General features: G+C 35.1%; 13 protein-coding genes. 7 read left to right on the plus strand and 6 right to left on the minus strand.

The features are described from left to right. Positions 1 to 10: 10 nt before the first annotated feature. The 6 genes from H611_RS0101920 to H611_RS0101945 all read left to right on the plus strand — a co-directional run bounded on the left by H611_RS0101920 (position 11) and on the right by H611_RS0101945 (position 5,459). Positions 11 to 853 (plus strand): ATP cone domain-containing protein, encoded by an 843-nt coding sequence (locus tag H611_RS0101920; protein WP_027136757.1) that lies wholly within the window; start codon positions 11 to 13, stop codon positions 851 to 853. A 4-nt stretch (positions 854 to 857) separates the two neighbouring features. Continuing rightward, positions 858 to 2,231 carry an MBL fold metallo-hydrolase RNA specificity domain-containing protein gene (locus tag H611_RS0101925; RefSeq protein ID WP_027136758.1) on the plus strand — a complete coding sequence of 458 codons (1,374 nt, stop codon included), beginning with the start codon at positions 858 to 860 and terminating at the stop codon, positions 2,229 to 2,231. Between the two features lie 129 nt (positions 2,232 to 2,360). Beyond that, on the plus strand, positions 2,361 to 2,885 hold the full coding sequence (locus H611_RS13805; RefSeq protein ID WP_084158120.1) for an Hsp20/alpha crystallin family protein: 525 nt from the start codon (positions 2,361 to 2,363) through the stop codon (positions 2,883 to 2,885). A gap of 59 nt (positions 2,886 to 2,944) precedes the next feature. Beyond that, a complete protein-coding gene (locus tag H611_RS0101935) occupies positions 2,945 to 3,388 on the plus strand; it encodes a hypothetical protein (RefSeq protein ID WP_027136759.1) in 444 nt (147 codons plus the stop codon). Positions 3,389 to 3,546: 158 nt separating this feature from the next. After that, on the plus strand, positions 3,547 to 4,548 hold the full coding sequence (locus tag H611_RS0101940; protein ID WP_245574753.1) for an ecdysteroid 22-kinase family protein: 1,002 nt from the start codon (positions 3,547 to 3,549) through the stop codon (positions 4,546 to 4,548). 20 nt (positions 4,549 to 4,568) lie between these two features. After that, on the plus strand, positions 4,569 to 5,459 hold the full coding sequence (locus H611_RS0101945; RefSeq protein ID WP_027136761.1) for a 3'(2'),5'-bisphosphate nucleotidase CysQ family protein: 891 nt from the start codon (positions 4,569 to 4,571) through the stop codon (positions 5,457 to 5,459). A gap of 4 nt (positions 5,460 to 5,463) precedes the next feature. Here H611_RS0101945 and H611_RS0101950 read toward each other — a convergent pair whose 3' ends face one another. The 4 genes from H611_RS0101950 to H611_RS0101965 form a co-directional block, all read right to left on the minus strand. Next, positions 5,464 to 6,834 (minus strand): efflux transporter outer membrane subunit, encoded by a 1,371-nt coding sequence (locus tag H611_RS0101950; protein ID WP_035483140.1) that lies wholly within the window; start codon positions 6,832 to 6,834, stop codon positions 5,464 to 5,466. Then, positions 6,831 to 9,926 (minus strand): efflux RND transporter permease subunit, encoded by a 3,096-nt coding sequence (locus tag H611_RS0101955; protein ID WP_027136763.1) that lies wholly within the window; start codon positions 9,924 to 9,926, stop codon positions 6,831 to 6,833. The genes H611_RS0101950 and H611_RS0101955 overlap by 4 nt, the downstream gene beginning before the upstream one ends. Positions 9,927 to 9,930: 4 nt before the next feature. Further along, the gene (locus tag H611_RS13810) at positions 9,931 to 11,094 is read right to left on the minus strand and encodes an efflux RND transporter periplasmic adaptor subunit (protein ID WP_051238689.1); all 1,164 of its coding nucleotides are present in this window, start codon (positions 11,092 to 11,094) and stop codon (positions 9,931 to 9,933) included. A 209-nt stretch (positions 11,095 to 11,303) separates the two neighbouring features. Next, on the minus strand, positions 11,304 to 13,418 hold the full coding sequence (locus H611_RS0101965; RefSeq protein WP_027136764.1) for a glycoside hydrolase family 97 protein: 2,115 nt from the start codon (positions 13,416 to 13,418) through the stop codon (positions 11,304 to 11,306). 202 nt (positions 13,419 to 13,620) lie between these two features. Here H611_RS0101965 and H611_RS0101970 point away from each other — a divergent pair, with 202 nt between their 5' ends. Beyond that, positions 13,621 to 14,781 (plus strand): BamA/TamA family outer membrane protein, encoded by a 1,161-nt coding sequence (locus H611_RS0101970; protein ID WP_027136765.1) that lies wholly within the window; start codon positions 13,621 to 13,623, stop codon positions 14,779 to 14,781. 207 nt (positions 14,782 to 14,988) lie between these two features. Here the strand turns inward: H611_RS0101970 and H611_RS0101975 are convergent, their stop codons facing one another. Together H611_RS0101975 and H611_RS0101980 are read right to left on the minus strand one after the other, a co-directional pair. Further along, entirely contained in the window at positions 14,989 to 15,729 is a 741-nt protein-coding gene (locus H611_RS0101975; RefSeq protein ID WP_027136766.1) for an energy transducer TonB, read from the minus strand. Between the two features lie 164 nt (positions 15,730 to 15,893). Next, positions 15,894 to 16,376 carry an Hsp20/alpha crystallin family protein gene (locus tag H611_RS0101980; protein ID WP_027136767.1) on the minus strand — a complete coding sequence of 161 codons (483 nt, stop codon included), beginning with the start codon at positions 16,374 to 16,376 and terminating at the stop codon, positions 15,894 to 15,896. Positions 16,377 to 16,446 lie beyond the last annotated feature (70 nt).

Genomic DNA, 16,446 nt, shown 5'->3' on the forward strand with positions numbered 1-16,446 from the left:
CTTATTATTCATGAAGTCTGATGCTATTGATATTATTAAATCATCTGGTGAAAAAGTAAAATTTTCATTAGAAAAACTTAAGTCTTCACTTAAAAAATCGGGAGCCGAAAACATATTCATCACTCAAATACTTGATAAAGTTCGTGATGAGCTTTACCAAGGTATTTCAACCAAAGAAATTTACAATCGTGCCTTTGCACTTTTAAAGAAACAAAAAGGTTGTTTTGCTTCTAAATACAAGCTAAAAAAGGCTATTTACGAACTAGGTCCAACGGGTTTTCCCTTTGAACGCTTTGTTAGTGCTATTTTAAAATATTCAGGTTATACAACAGAAACTGATAAAATTATACCAGGGACCTGCGTGACGCATGAAGTTGATATCGTCGCTAATAAAAACAGTGAAACAACCCTAATTGAATGTAAATTCCACAGTGAAGAGGGATTAAATTGCAATGTGAAAATTCCATTATATATACATTCACGTTATAACGACATAAAAAACCATTGGGATTTAAACCCCGAATTTAACTCACATCTTACACAGGGTTGGCTAGTTACCAACACCAGATTTACCGAAGACGCCATACAATATGGCCGTTGTGCCAACCTATACTTACTAAGCTGGGACTACCCAGAAAACAACGGTTTAAAAGATCGTATAGACCGTTTAAACCTCTATCCTATTACAGTGTCTACCCTACTAACAAATCGTGAAAAACAATTTCTTTTAAGTCGTGATATTGTTCTTTGCAGAGATTTAATCGGAGATGCATTCTTTTTAGATCATCTTGGAATTTCTGAGGTTCGTAAAGACAAAATTTTTAATGAAATAGCCTTGCTATGTAACAGTTAATATCATGAGCCAGCCTGTACATATTAGTTTTTTAGGAGGCGCTGAAACCGTTACCGGATCTAAGTTTCTGGTTAAAACTTCAGAAAAAACAATTTTAATCGACTGTGGCATGTTTCAAGGTTTAAAAGAACTTCGAAACCGCAACTGGGATAATCTTCCAGTAAATGTTGACGATATTGATATTGTACTCTTAACACATGGCCATTTAGACCATGTTGGTTATCTGCCCCGACTTGTAAAACAAGGATTCTCAGGAAAAATTATTGGAACTGCTCCCACCTTGGCTATTGCCGAAATTATTCTACGTGACAGTGCCAAAATACAGGAAGAAGAAGCTAAAAAAGCCAATCAAGAAAATTATACGATTCACCATCCTGCACGTCCCTTTTACAACCAACATGAAGCCACTAAAACCATTGAATTATTTCAGACAGAGGAAGAAAACAAATGGACTAACCTATCAACGAATATAGCCTATCGATTACTATATAACGGACATATAATCGGGGCTACCTATATTGAATTGGATATTTTTAACAAGCGATTTGTTTTTTCGGGTGATGTTGGACGTCAACAAGACTATTTATTAAGTCCGCCAAAAAAACCTGAATATGCCGATTTCCTTTTCATGGAAAGTACTTATGGCGATAAACTTCACCCCAAAGAGAACCTTGATGAAATGATTTCTGAAATTATTTCCGATACCATCCATAAAAATGGAAACCTTATCATTCCCTGCTTTGCCGTGGAGCGTTTGCAGACCGTTATGTACTTACTTTGGGCACTTTACAAAAAAAATAAGATTCCCAATATCCCCATATTTATTGATAGTCCTATGGGAAATAATGTTCTTGAAGTATTTAATCGCTTTCCGCAGTGGCATAAACTCACTTCGTCTGAATATAATGCCATGTGTAATCATATGAATATTATTGAATCGTACAAAGAAACCTGGGATACTATTGATGATAAAAGATCTAAAATTATTATAGCAGGTAGTGGTATGGTAACTGGCGGACGTGTTTTAACCTATTTACAGCAATTAATAGATAACAAGAATACGACAGTACTTTTAGTAGGGTATCAGGCCGAAGGTACGCGTGGGCGCCAATTACAGGAAGGTGCTCATGAAATTAAATTCTATGGCAAATACTATCCTGTAAAAGCAAGTATTAAAAATATAGAAAGTTTATCTGCACATGCCGACCAAAATGGACTTTTAAACTGGTTAAGCAACATAAAAAATCAACCTGAAAAAATTTTCCTAATTCATGGAGAGCCCCATGCCATGGATGCTTTCAGATTAAAACTAAAAAACACCTATAACTGGGAAGTAACTATTCCAAAATTAAATTCCACTATAGAACTTACATTATAAGTTATAAAACCTTCATTTCAGGTTATATATTCTTTCAAAAATCTTTCAATTACTGATAATTATCATAGGATTTTATTTTTTGATTAAATACCTTCTTAGACAACTTAAGTTTAACTAAAAAGTAGAATCATGACAACATTAACAAAACGCAGTAAACGTAATCGCGTATCCCCTGCCGATACCCGATTATTTACGCCATGGACCAGCGGTCTATTAAGACCTTGGAATGACCGATTCTTCAACACCACTTTTAATGATTTAAACGATCTTATTAAAATTGATGATGCTTTTAAAGATGATTTCTTCGAAGAAAATAGCCTTATGCCTGCAATGAATATTAAAGAAAATGAAAACGATTTTGAAATAGAATTTGCAGCACCAGGATTCGACAAAAATGATTTTGAAGTTACCATTGAAGATGACGTTCTTCATGTTTCTGGCAAAAAAGAACAACACGATGAGCATAAAGATGATAATTATTCAAGAAAAGAATTTAGTTATGAATCTTTTAAAAGATCTATGATGCTTCCACCATCACTAGACTTAAACCAGGACATTAACGCTTCTTATAAACATGGTATATTAACCGTGAAATTATTAAAAAAAGAAGCAGACGAAGAAGAAACCACGAAAAAATCTATCGAGGTTAAATAGGATAACTAAATAGAAAAGTGCGTTAAAAAACAACTTTCTATTGTCTCAAAATTAAAACAATGAAAACAAAAGTAGTAACACCAAAATATGTTGAGTGGTTAACTGCTGAGAATATGCATCAAACCTCTCTCGAATGGTTATCAGAGCTAAGATTTGTTTACGATGAACAATTGTTTTTTAACGATTTGGTAAAATCGTACACGCTTCAACTTATAAACACAAAACACTTTCAAGAAAGCAAATCCATTACCGATAAATTAAATATTTTAGAAAAAGACACAAATCATTTAATTGACCAAGTGGTAGCACATGAAAAAGGATTAGAAATTATGGTTGATAGTATAAACCAAATCGCCAAAGAAAACGATTACAAACGTGAACACAACAATCTAACAAATAGCATTAACAAATTTATGAGTGATTACAAAGCTCTTAAAACACGCTTATTTGCATTATTAAAAGATGTATTAAAAGAAGGCAAGCAAAAACATTTACTTCAATAAAATACAAGCCTGTCTAATCAAAAAACGCCAGTAATTTTCACTGGCGTTTTTTATTTAGAACTTTAAATTTCAGTTTTGTTTAGATAAAATAAACAAAGTATTTATAAAGAAAATATACTATTTAGAACTCAATATGTAATTTTACGATATAAAATCACATGACTCCCCAAATAAATATGGATACGCATATTGAAAAAATAATACTTAATAAAACCAAAGCTGAGGCTATAGAAAAAACCGAACTTGTACAATCCCTTTGGAGTGGTTATGGAGAAATACGCCGGTGTTTTCTTAAAAACGCCCCTTTTAAAAGTATTGTTGTAAAACATATTAAATTACCAGGAAAACAACATCACCCACGTGGTTGGAATACCAACATTTCCCACCTTCGAAAATTAAAATCTTATCAAGTAGAGATGGCATATTACAGTGATTGGAATGGAAAACTTAATAATTCCTGCTATACGCCAAACTGTATTTACAGTAAAAACTTAAACGGTGAAGCTATTATTATACTGGAAGATTTAAATGAAAGCGGATTTTCAGTAAGAAAATCATCGGTTAATATATCTGAAATGAAACTATGCCTAAGCTGGTTAGCTTATTTCCACGCTTCCTTTATACAAGAAAAACCTTCCGGATTATGGGACATTGGCACCTATTGGCATTTAGACACCAGACCTGATGAATTAGATGCTCTTCAAGATTTAGGGTTAAAAAAAACAGCCAAATTAATTGACAAAACCTTAAATGAATGTCAGTACAAAACGTTTGTTCATGGGGACGCCAAACTGGCTAATTTTTGTTTTTCTGACGACGGAAAACGGGTGGGAGCAGTCGATTTTCAATACGTAGGTGGTGGTTGCGGCATAAAAGATGTTGCTTATTTTATAGGTAGCTGCTTATATGAAAACGATTGTGAAAAATTTGAAACAGAATTATTAGATTATTATTTTTCTGTTCTTAAATCAGCCTTAATAGAAATGAATTCATCAATGAATTTTGAAGCTTTAGAATTAGAATGGCGTTTTTTATTTCCGGTGGCATGGACCGATTTTCACCGATTTATGAAAGGTTGGAGTCCTGGACACTGGAAAATAAACAGCTATAGCGAAAAACTAGCTAGGCAAGTAATACATCAACTGAATTCAAACGAGTAATAACATCAAACCAATTCATTTTGAAATTAAACCAAGAAATACTTAACCAACTATGTGAAGTTGCTAAGAATGCTGCTATGGAAGCTGGTACTTTAATTAACAGCTATAGAAATTCCTCTTTTGAAATTCACAAAAAATCGACCGGTAATAGTGAAGCTGCTCAAGTTGTTACGGAAGTCGATTTTAAAAGTCAAGAAATTATATTAAACCACTTAAAACCTACCATTGAAACATATGACTTAGGACTACTAACGGAAGAAACCACCGATGACAAAAGCCGACTTAATAAAGACTATTTTTGGTGCATAGATCCATTAGATGGCACACTGCCCTTTACTGAAAACATGCCAGGATTTGGTGTTTCAATCGCTTTAATCTCTGTAGACGGCACACCCCAAATTGGTGTTGTTTTCGACCCTGTTAAAAATATACTTTACCATGCTATAAACAATCAGGGGGCGTATAAAAATGAGAGCTCTTGGTCAATACCGAAAGACACCAGTAACAATCCTCTTAATTTCTATTACAACCGCAGTATCACTAAACAACCCTATTACCCCTATATTCTAAAAGAACTCGAAATAATTGCTCTACAAATCGAAGCCGAAGAATTAATCATTAACCCTCCTTACGGCACTGTTATTAATGCCTGTCAAGCTCTGGATAGTATTCCTTCCTGTTATTTTGGTTTTCCTAAACAAAAAGAAGGTGGAGGAAGTTTATGGGATTATGCGGCAGTAGCCTGTATCTATAAAGAAATTGGTGCTTCTGTTAGTGATATTTTTGGAAACCCTTTAGATTTAAATCAAAAAGAGTCGACTTATATGAATAAAAATGGATTTTTATTTAGTAGTAATTCAAAGCTAAGTATATTAATTCAAAATCTGTATAATAAGCAACAGCATAAATAAACCATTACCAACCACCTCCAAGTACTTTGTATAATCTAGTATAACTTATTTTTTCGTCCCGAATGGCATTGTTTAAGCGCAACTCAGCATCAAACAACACACGCTGAGCATCTAAAACATCCAAATAATTTACAACACCATTTATATGCTGAAGTTCGGCTAATTTTAGATAACCTCTCGATGACCGTTCAAGCTTTTCCAAAGCTGCGCGCACATCTTTAGCTCGTTTTACAGCTGCCAGGGCATTTTGTGTTTCTTCAAAAGATTTCAAAACCACCTGATCGTATGCTAAGGCTTTTTGTTTCAAAACTTCCTTGGCGGCTCTGTGCTTTGCCCTGTTTGCACCTGCATTAAAAATAGGCGCCAACAATTGTCCGGAAAGATAATGATATGGGCTACTAAATAAATCACTTAAAGCTGAACTTTCTGCGCCAAACTCAGCTGTTAAACTTATTTTTGGAAACATATTAGTTAAGGCCATTCCTACCTCGGCGTTTGCTATAATTATCTCCTTTTCAGCAAGTCGAATATCTGGTCTACGCTCTATAAGATTTGAAGGTAAGCCTACAGGAACGGAATCCGGAATTTTGTGCTCTTCTAAGGGTGTTGAAGCTATAGTTTCCTGAGGAAACTTACCCATTAACGTTGCTAATAAGTTATTGCTGGCAGTTATATCATATTTCACCTCAGGTATCAAAGTCAGAGTCTTTGCCAATTCAGATTCAGCCTGACGGTATGGTGTTTCGGAGGTTAACCCCCCTTCATAACGCAACTTAGCCAATCGAACCCCTTCTTCACGCGCAATCTTTGTCTGATTAATAATTTCTAATTCCTTTTTAGAAGCCATTAATTCAAAATAGGTCACAGCCACATTGGTTATTAAAGATTGTAACACGGCATTTTGGGCTTCCTGAGTAGCTAAAAAATCTGCTATACCGGCTTCGCGTTGCCAACGTAAACGCCCCCAGACATCCAGTTCCCATGAAACTTCGGCAAACAGCAGGTTATCTTCTTGTTTTGCAGAACCTTTATATTTCTCATAATCCTTTTCGGCTTCTAGGTTGACCAAAGGAAATAAATCACTCTGAGCAATACGCTTCTGAGCTCTAAATTCTTCTACTCGAGAAATGGCTATTTGCAATTCATAATTATTTTCAACTGCCGTTTTTATATACCCTTTTAAGAGAGTATCCTTAAAAATCTCCCACCATTTCATATCGCCAACAGAAGTAGTATCGGTTAAAAGCTCGGAAAATTGCTCTGGCATTTTGGTTTCAGGCTTCTGAAATTTATGCCCAACACGACATGAACTAACTATAAAAGTAAAGCTGAAAATAATATAAATTACTATGTTACTCAATCTACTAGAAATCATTTTTTAGTTTTTTTATAAGCATAGATTAAATGAAAAAAGAAAGGCACCGTAATAATTCCAATGCTTATGGCCACCAGCATCCCAAAGAACACCCCTGTACCTATAGAATGTCTGCTTGCCGCTCCGGGACCGGAAGCAATTACTAATGGGAACATCCCTAAAATAAATGCTAATGAAGTCATAACTATAGGACGAAACCTTGTCTCTCCTGCTCTTATAACGGCGTCCAAAACACTTGTACCTGATTCAATCTGTTGCTTTGCAACCTCGGCTATTAATATGGCATTCTTGGTTGCCAAACCAATTAAAGTAACCAATCCTATTTGAAAATAAATATCATTTTCGAGACCTACAACCCAGATACCCAGTAAGGCTCCTAACGCGGCAATTGGTAATGACAGTAATACCGATATAGGAATGCTCCAACTTTCATATTGCGCTGCCAAAAATAAGAATACCAAAATTAGAACTAAAACCATTATATAACCTGTTTGCCCTCCAGCTCGTTTCTCCTGATAAGAAATCCCACTCCATTCCAGTCCAATATTATCTGGTAATTTATTAGCGACCAGCTCCTCCATAACATCCATAGCCTGTCCCGTACTATATCCAGAACCAGCTTCGCCTCGAATTACTGCCGAGGTAAACATATTAAACCGTTTAATACTTCCGGGACCTGTTGTGTAGTCGAAGGTTCCAATAGCCGTTACCGGTACCATAATCCCATTACTAGCTCGTACGAAAAACAGGTTTAAATTTTCTTTACTTCGTCTAAATTCCTCATCAGCCTGAATATTTACCCTATATATTCTATTAAACATATTAAAATCGTTCACATACATAGTTCCTAAAAAGGCTTTCATAGAATTATACACATCTGAAAGTGGAATACCTTGAAATTTTGCCGCATCACGATCAACATCGAAATACAATTGTGGTACTTCATTTTGAAGAGAAGAAGACACGCCAGAAAGTTCTTTACGTTGATTTGCATAAAAAAGCAGTGTATCAACTGCATCTGCTAAGTCTTCAAAAGAAGCATCCCCTTTTGCCTGCAATTGCATTTCAAATCCTCCTGAACTTCCTAAACCAGGAATTACTGGCGGTTTAGTTATATAAAACCTGGCTTCCGGGTAATAATAAAACTCTTCTCTTAAAGATTCAATAATCTCGTCAACTTGCCCCTCAGTATCTTCGCGATCACTCCAATCTTTCAATAATATGGTTAAAGCAGAACGCGCTTGCGAAGTACCTAATCGCGGGCTACTTCCGGTTACATTCTGAACATTCTTAACATAGGGATTCTGAAGAATAAAATCGACAGCACGCTTAGTAACTTCAGATGTTCGCTGTAAAGTTGCCCCCTCTGGCATTTCCAATTCAACTGTAAATTGTCCTTGATCTTCTGCCGGAATAAAAGAAGTTGGAATGATTCGAAACAAAATAAAGATGGCTATCAAGACCATTCCGAAGAAAGCAATAACACGTTTTGTATTTTTTATTGATAGATTAATATACTTTAAATAATAATTCAAACCTGTTTCAAGCCATTTATTTATGGCATCAAAAACCTTATTACTTTTACCCTGCTTAGGTTTTAACAATAAGGCACATAAAGCGGGACTCAGCGTTAAGGCTACTACTGTTGACAACAATACCGATATTACAATTGTTACTGAAAATTGCCGGTAAAGTTGTCCTGAAATCCCCGGCAGAAAACTAACAGGAATAAATACAGCCACCAATACCAACGACGTTGCTATTAATGCCCCTGATAACTCTTTCATGGCCATGTGTGTGGCTTCCCGAGCCGAAATACCTTTTTCCTCCATTAAACGTTCAACATTTTCTACCACCACAATGGCATCGTCGACCACAATACCAATGGCAAGAACCAATCCTAAAAGCGTTAAAAGATTTATTGAAAACCCTAAAGCCAGCATAAAAGTAAATGTACCAATAAGAGAAATAGGAACCGCTATTATAGGCACCAGAGTAGAGCGCCAGTTCTGAAGTGATAAGAAAACAACCAATACCACTAAAAACAGAGCCTCAAACAAAGTCATATATACTTCCTTTATGGAAGCCGAAATATAGTTTGTCATATCGAACGGGATATCATAATTAATACCATCCGGAAAATCTTTACTTATCCCGTTCATTTCTGTTCGAACATTATCAGCTACTTCTAAAGCATTAGCTCCTGGCAAAAGATAAATAGCCAAAATAGCTGCGTTCTTATTATCCATACCCGATTCCTGGTTGTAGCTTGAAGCTTCTAACTCTATTCGTGCTACATCTCGTAAACGAATAAAAGAGCCATCGGAACGGGCACGAACTATAATATTTTCAAACTCTTCGGCCTTTTCTAGACGCCCTGAAGTAACCAGAGGGATACTAATATCGGCATCGGTAATTGGTTGTAAGCCTAATTCTCCGGCAGCAGATTCGCGGTTCTGATCACGAATGGCATCACGAATATCATTCACTGTAAGTCCAAATCCTGCCATCGCATCAGGATACACCCAAATTCTCATAGAATAGTATCTACTTCCAACATTAGATACACGTCCTACACCTGGCACGCGACGCAACACATCCAAAATATTAATGGTCGCATAATTACTTAAATAAATTTCGTCGTACTTAGGATCGGTAGAGGTTAGCGATATTGTTAAAAGTTGAGAAGCTGCTTGTCTTTCAATTTTAATACCATTTTGAACCACTTCTGCAGGTAATCTAGACTCCGCTAATTTTACACGATTCTGAATATCAACAGCAGCAATTTCAGGATCTGTACCGACATCAAAAGTCACGTTTATCGATAAAGATCCAGAATTCGAACTCGTCGATTCCATATAGATCATACCTGGTGTCCCATTTAACTCCTGCTCTATTGGAGTTGCTATAGCTTGAGCAACAGTAACGGAACCAGCACCAGGATAACTGGCACTCACTTTTACCAAAGGAGGTGTTATTTGTGGATATTGATCGACTGGTAAAATTAAAACTGAAATACTACCTAATAACACGATTAGAATAGAAATAACCATAGAAAGGATAGGACGATCGATAAAAACACTTAATTTCATAGATTTAATCCTTTTTTAATGGTTTATTTTTCCAAATAGAGTCACTTTTGGTTGTAGGGATAATTTTGATTCCAGCCTGCAATTTATGCTGCCCCTCAGAAACAATTTTTTCGTTCGCATAAAGTCCGCGACTTACCACTACATTTGTACTTAATTCTTCAGCAGTTTGTATATATCGTTTTTCTACAATACTATCTTTGCGCATCACAAATATAAACTCACCACCTTTTTCAACAGTAATGGCTTTTTTAGGAATGATAATGGCATTTTCTAATACATTTAGCAACACTTTTACACGTGTAAATTGACCCGGAAGCAATTCTCTATTCGGATTAGGAATTTCTGCCCTAAGGGTGAAGGTGCCTGTTTTAGAATCCACCTGTGGATTAGCAAAATCTACAATACCTTGAATGGGATATGTGGTCCTATCGGCCTTTGTAACGGTTACCGTTGGCTTAAACTCATCATTAGTAGTATCGGCATTGGTTAAATTAACATTACTTTCTTTGCTTTTTAAATAATCTAAGGCCGTCATATGAAAATGAACAAAAACCGTATCTGCCTGAAAAACGGATGTTAACAACGAAACACCTCCTGAACCAACTAAAGTACCAATATCAACCTGCCTTTCACCGACATATCCGGTTAATGGCGACCTTACCTGTGTAAAACTTAATTCCAGTTCTGCCTGCTCAAGTTCTGCCTCATACATTAAAATATTAGCTTGTTCCTTTTCCAGATTAGCCAGTGCGTTATCTAAATCCAGTTGACTTGCAGCGTTTTGCTCGTAAAGTGGTCTTAATCTGGCTATATCTCTTTCTGCTTTAGCGGCCGCCACCTTAGCTTGCTCCACCTGAGCTTTCATTTTATTGGTTTTGGCCAAATACTGAGTCGCATCAATAGTAAATAGAACATCCCCTTCTTTAACTAGTTTCCCCTCCTTAAATAACATTTTTTCTAGAAAACCATCAACTCTGGCCCTAACCTCTACTTTTTTCTTGGCTGTTAACTGCCCAACATATTCTCCAAAAATTTCAATATTCTGCTGAATAGGTTCTTCAACCATTACTACCGGATAAGTTTCTGCTGGTGGTTTACAAAATTGAAAAAGGAATAAAAAGCTACTAAACGCTACTAATTTAAACAAGGTGTGTTTTACCAATTTCATACTCATTATATTGAATATTAATGCTATTACACTCCTAAAGTTAACATTTTTAATGAACCCTCATTGATTTAAATAATAATTTTTTAATCAGAATGATAATTCCCATATAAATTGAATAAATTCAACAAAAATTTATCCACAGTAGACTTCTTGAAAAACAAAAATCCCACAATAAGTGGGATATATGTTTAATAAACTCAGTATGGATATTATTTTATTTCCTTTATACTTATAGCATATCCTCCTCCAGATGCAGACACTAATGACAACTTTGATTTATAAGTTACCTTTTTTGTTTTTATAGAATAAGCCTGTGGGTTGGTTTTATAATGAGCATCTTTTGCATCCGCATAAATTATTGCTTCATATTTTTTATCCTTATCAAGGAAGTCCAGAGTAATTTTTGAGGTTCTCGAATCATATCCGTTTACATTTCCAACAAACCAGTTATTACTTCCTTTTTCCTTTCTGGCTATTGTAATATAATCACCTGGTTCTGCTTCTAAATAAACACTCTCTTCCCAGTCGATAGCCACATCCTTAATAAACTGAAATGCATCCAAAAACATTTCATAATGTTCTGGTAGGTCTGCCGCCATCTGTAGCGGACTATACATTGTTACATATAAAGCCAATTGATTAGCTATAGTACTATTTACATGTGACGTGTTATTTGGACTTAATTTACTCATGTCCATTTCAAATATACCAGGCGTATAATCCATTGGACCTCCTAATAATCTTGTAAAAGGTAACACCGTCACATGATTAGCTTTCGATCCACCGAATGCCTGATACTCCGTTCCCCTAGCCGATTCGTTACCAATTAAATTTGGATAGGTTCTACAAAGACCTGTTGGCCTTACTGCTTCGTGTGCATTGACCATAATTTCATAATCAGCCGCCTTTTCTAATGCGTATTGATAATGATTTACCATCCATTGATTATAGTGATTTTCCCCTCTTGGTAAAATATCTCCAACATAACCACTCTTCACCGCATTATAACCATTGTCTTTCATAAACTGATAGGCATCATCTAAATGACGTTCATAATTTCTAACTGATGAAGAAGTTTCATGATGCATAATCATTTCCACGCCTTTCAATTTTGCATAATTATGAATCTCTTGAACATCAAAATCCGGATAGGGCGTCATAAAATCAAAAACATAATCCTTTGAATGTCCGAACCAGTCTTCCCAACCTTGATTCCAGCCTTCAACCAAGACCCCATCAAAACCGTGATCTGAGGCAAAATCAATATAGCGTTTCACCTTTTCGTTATTCGCGGCGTGTGTTCCGTTAGGGGTTACTTTTGAATAATCAGTCTTTCCTAACTGTACTGCAGGTAAATCGTTGGTATAAGACCAGGTACTTTTACCAGTAATCATTTCCCACCAAACACCAATATATTTTACCGGTTTAATCCACGATATATCCTCAATTGCACAAGGATCGTTTAAATTTAATGTCATTCGTGATGCTAAAATATCGGTCGCATTTTCACTAACTATAATAGTTCTCCACGGGGTATTACACGGAGCTTGCATATAACCTTTATCCCCATTTGCATCAGGAGTTAGAAAAGATTCGAAAATCATATTCTCATCGTCTAAATTAAGATGCATACAAGAGTAATTAATTAGCGCCGCCTCATGTAGATTAATGTACAAACCTTCATCTGTTTTCATTATTAGAGATGTTTGAACTCCCGTATCACCAAAAGAAGTCTGAGATAAATTGGCTGTCACGGCAGCCTCTGAAAGGCCACGAATTTCTGAAAGTTTAGATTTGGTGTAATCATATTCCTGAGTGTCAAAATCGCCAGGAATCCAAAAAGCCGTATGATCTCCAGTCATTGCAAACTGTGTACGTTCTTCTTTAATAACAAAATAAACCAAGTTATCCTGGGCTGGAAATTCATATCGAAACCCTAATCCATCATTAAATAAACGAAAACGAACAATCATTTCTCGATTGGTTTCTTGTTGTTTTAAGTTTACTGCTAATTCATTATAATGGTTTCTAATTTCTTTTTCCTCACCCCAAACTGGTGCCCAGACCTCATTAAATGTAGCTTCTGAATACTCTGAAACTACAAAATCATTTAATAAAGACTTCTTATCATCTTTCAATTCTAAACCTAAACGACTCGTCTCAATAACAGTTTTGTTTAAATAGCTTAATTTATAGGTAGGGCTACCATCTTCTAAAAGTGAAAACTCTAAAGAAAATGTCTTGTTTGGTGACCATATCTGTTGTGCCAAAGCCAAATTTATGACCGAGAAATATAAAGCAAGCGAGGTAATAAATAATTTCATATTGCTATCGTAATTTTTAAGATATAAACTTTGCTAATTTATTGCTTTTAAAAGTTTATTCTTAACTATTTAAGACATGTTAACAATGTGAAATGAAAATTATAGAATAAATTATGATATGGCTAATATTACAACTAATTATTAAGGCTACTCTTATTTTTTTTTTTAATTTTAGTTCTTAAAACAACTTATCCTGAACTTAATGATAAAAAGAACATTCTGTACCCTGCTAATCTTAATTGGTACATCTATTTGTTATGGTCAAAAAACATCTTTTTTTAATAGAATTAAAAACAACCTAGTAGAAAGGCAAATCAGAAAAGATTCTCTCATTTCTAATGGCCGCCCTTTTTTAAGTGCTTTTGCCGGACCCGGATACACCCCTGAAGCCGGCTTATTACTTGGCGGAGGCCTTCTATATACATTCAGTACAGATCCTAACAATAAAGAACTACAACGCTCATCAATCCCGTTGCTTGGAAGTATTAGCACCCGAGGTAATATAGGTTTAAACTCTGCTATAAATACGTTTTGGAATGAGGATAAATTAAGAGTTAAAATTATATTAGGATTTTCGAATGTGAACGATGATTATTTTGGTATAGGATATGAAAACAATTCTTCTATTGAAAAAGGCGCAGATTCTGAATACAACAGGGTGTTTTTCAAGATTCAACCCCGTGTTGATTTTCGTATAATACCAAATTTATATGCTGGAATTTCATACCTCTATAACAGCTTTAAAGTAAAAGATACTAATGATTTAATGGCTGTTGACCCGAACTTTATTGAGTTTGGTCCAAATATCAGGGAATCAGGTTTAATATATTCTATTATGTATGATAGTCGCGATGTGGTTGTTAATGCATACAAGGGATTTTATGTAGAAGCTTCATTTTATCAGGCCTCTAAAAAACTTGGTGGTAATCAGAAGTTTAATGTCATTGAATTTGACACTCGGTATTATCAGCAAATTAATCGTCCTGGAAATACATTAGCGTTTAGAATTTATGGAAGACAAGCTATGGGTGAAGTACCTTATAGCGCCATGACCCTAATTGGTGCTACGGATAAAATAAGAGGCTATTTAAATGGACAATATAGAGATAAAACGGGGGTAATAGGTATGACTGAATGGCGCTACATGTTTTTAAACAAACAAGGTCTAAAAGGAAAACACGGAATTGTTACCTGGTTAGGAACGGGATCTGTGGCCCATGATTTTGGAGAGCTCAATAATTGGTTACCTAATGCAGGAGTGGGTTATCGCATGGAGCTACAGCCAAGAATGAATTTACGTATTGATTTTGGTGTGGGTAAAGATAGTGCCGGACTTTATTTTAATTTCTCGGAAGCTTTTTAAATTGACATAATCTTATAAATCACGCCATTTACAAAGGTAAAGCTCCACTGCTAGAAAGTGTATTATTGGCTAAAGCATCTTTAATTGAATTTACTAATTGTTGGTATTTTGGAATATCACTTTTAAATTATAATCAAAAAAGCCAAGAAACTTTATATTTCTTGGCTTCTAAGTTGAATAACTCACTAATCAAATTATAAAAAAACACTATCCTTCTCTGAATTTAAAAAATATAGGAACTGCATACATTACCTTAACAGGTCTGCCTCTTTGTTTTCCTGGTTGCATTTTAGGTAAGAGCTTAATAATACGTTCCGCTTCTGCCTCTAATATTTTATCTGGGCCTCTTGATTTTACTCCTATTATATACCCCTGAGCATCAACAATAAACATAACAGAAACACGTCCTTGAATACCCATTTCCAAAGCTGCTTCAGGGTACTTAAAATGTGTTATTATGTGTTCTTGAACTTTTTCCTGAAAACAAGCCTTAGCTTTTTCTCGTGATAAACCTTCACAACCAGGGTAAATCGGTACATTTTCTATAACTGCAAACGCTACCTCCACCTCTTCTTCCATTTCTTCTACCTGAACATCCCCTACATCAACCACTTCATATTCGACAATCGATTCTTCCTGAGAAGTTTCCGTACTTTCAAATACCGTTTCTTCAACGACTTCTTCATTTTCAACAATCTCAATAGACTCAGTCATTATAGCTGGCGGTGGTGGCGGTGGTGGTGGCAATTTATCCATATGCACAATAGGAATATCTTCTTCTACCTGAGCCTCAATATTAACAACCCCAATATCTACTTCGTCTTTTTCAAATGTTTTATATTCTAATAATTGCCATGATAAAAACAACATTAAATTCAACCCTAGGGCGAAATATAAACTACTATTCCTTCCGATTTCAATCTCTGGATTTTTCTTATTAAGTAACATGACATTTAATACTACTGTCTTAAAGTTAGTACTATTACACTATATTTAAAATGACTTATGTCATAACACCTCAATGATTTTTAATATGAACAATTAATCATTTTAATTACTTGACATAATTCTTTAACTAAAAAAGACAGCCTAAGCTGCCTTTTTAATACCTATTAAGAAATCTTAATATTTCTAGGTGGCTTTTCTTTTGCCTCTTCACGTTTTGGAAGATGAACTTTTAATATCCCTTCCTTATATTCGGCATTAATTTTACTGTCGTCTACAGTATCTGGTAGCGTAAACATCCGTTTAAATGATGAATAGCCAAATTCTCTTCGTGTATAGCCATCATTGGTTTCTTCTTTTTCGTCGTTTAACTCTGCTGAAATAGACAGGCTGTTATTTTCTAAATTTATTTTGAAATCAGATTTCTTTAATCCTGGAACAGCCATTTCTACATCGAATGCATCGGCACTTTCTTTAATATTTACTTTTGGTAAAGACATACCTGTATTAAAGTTAGACGAAAATAACGAAGGGAATTCTCCTATTCCAAAATCATCTAACCAACTAGATAAAGAAGGAAAACCAGTTACCGGATTGTTAACTCTTCGTGTTAAACTACCATTTTTTGGACTTTTTACAAGATTACTCATAACTAAAAAATTTAAGTTAAACATTTATTTTCTTTATTTTCACTTACTAAAGTGCAAATAAGAAGCCAAA

This window comes from Gaetbulibacter saemankumensis DSM 17032 (assembly GCF_000425645.1).
Classification (GTDB): domain Bacteria; phylum Bacteroidota; class Bacteroidia; order Flavobacteriales; family Flavobacteriaceae; genus Gaetbulibacter; species Gaetbulibacter saemankumensis.

What these genes read in the sequence shown, in the direction of transcription:
- H611_RS0101925 (WP_027136758.1), top strand. Translation starts at nt 858, where the DNA reads ATGAGCCAGCCTGTACATATTAGTTTTTTAGGAGGCGCTGAAACCGTT.
- H611_RS0101920 (WP_027136757.1), top strand. Translation starts at nt 11, where the DNA reads ATGAAGTCTGATGCTATTGATATTATTAAATCATCTGGTGAAAAAGTA.
- H611_RS0101970 (WP_027136765.1), top strand. Translation starts at nt 13,621, where the DNA reads ATGATAAAAAGAACATTCTGTACCCTGCTAATCTTAATTGGTACATCT.
- H611_RS0101950 (WP_035483140.1), bottom strand. Translation starts at nt 6,834, where the DNA reads ATGATTTCTAGTAGATTGAGTAACATAGTAATTTATATTATTTTCAGC.
- H611_RS13805 (WP_084158120.1), top strand. Translation starts at nt 2,361, where the DNA reads ATGACAACATTAACAAAACGCAGTAAACGTAATCGCGTATCCCCTGCC.
- H611_RS0101935 (WP_027136759.1), top strand. Translation starts at nt 2,945, where the DNA reads ATGAAAACAAAAGTAGTAACACCAAAATATGTTGAGTGGTTAACTGCT.
- H611_RS0101965 (WP_027136764.1), bottom strand. Translation starts at nt 13,418, where the DNA reads ATGAAATTATTTATTACCTCGCTTGCTTTATATTTCTCGGTCATAAAT.
- H611_RS0101980 (WP_027136767.1), bottom strand. Translation starts at nt 16,376, where the DNA reads ATGAGTAATCTTGTAAAAAGTCCAAAAAATGGTAGTTTAACACGAAGA.
- H611_RS0101940 (WP_245574753.1), top strand. Translation starts at nt 3,547, where the DNA reads ATGACTCCCCAAATAAATATGGATACGCATATTGAAAAAATAATACTT.
- H611_RS0101955 (WP_027136763.1), bottom strand. Translation starts at nt 9,926, where the DNA reads ATGAAATTAAGTGTTTTTATCGATCGTCCTATCCTTTCTATGGTTATT.
- H611_RS13810 (WP_051238689.1), bottom strand. Translation starts at nt 11,094, where the DNA reads ATGAAATTGGTAAAACACACCTTGTTTAAATTAGTAGCGTTTAGTAGC.
- H611_RS0101975 (WP_027136766.1), bottom strand. Translation starts at nt 15,729, where the DNA reads ATGTTACTTAATAAGAAAAATCCAGAGATTGAAATCGGAAGGAATAGT.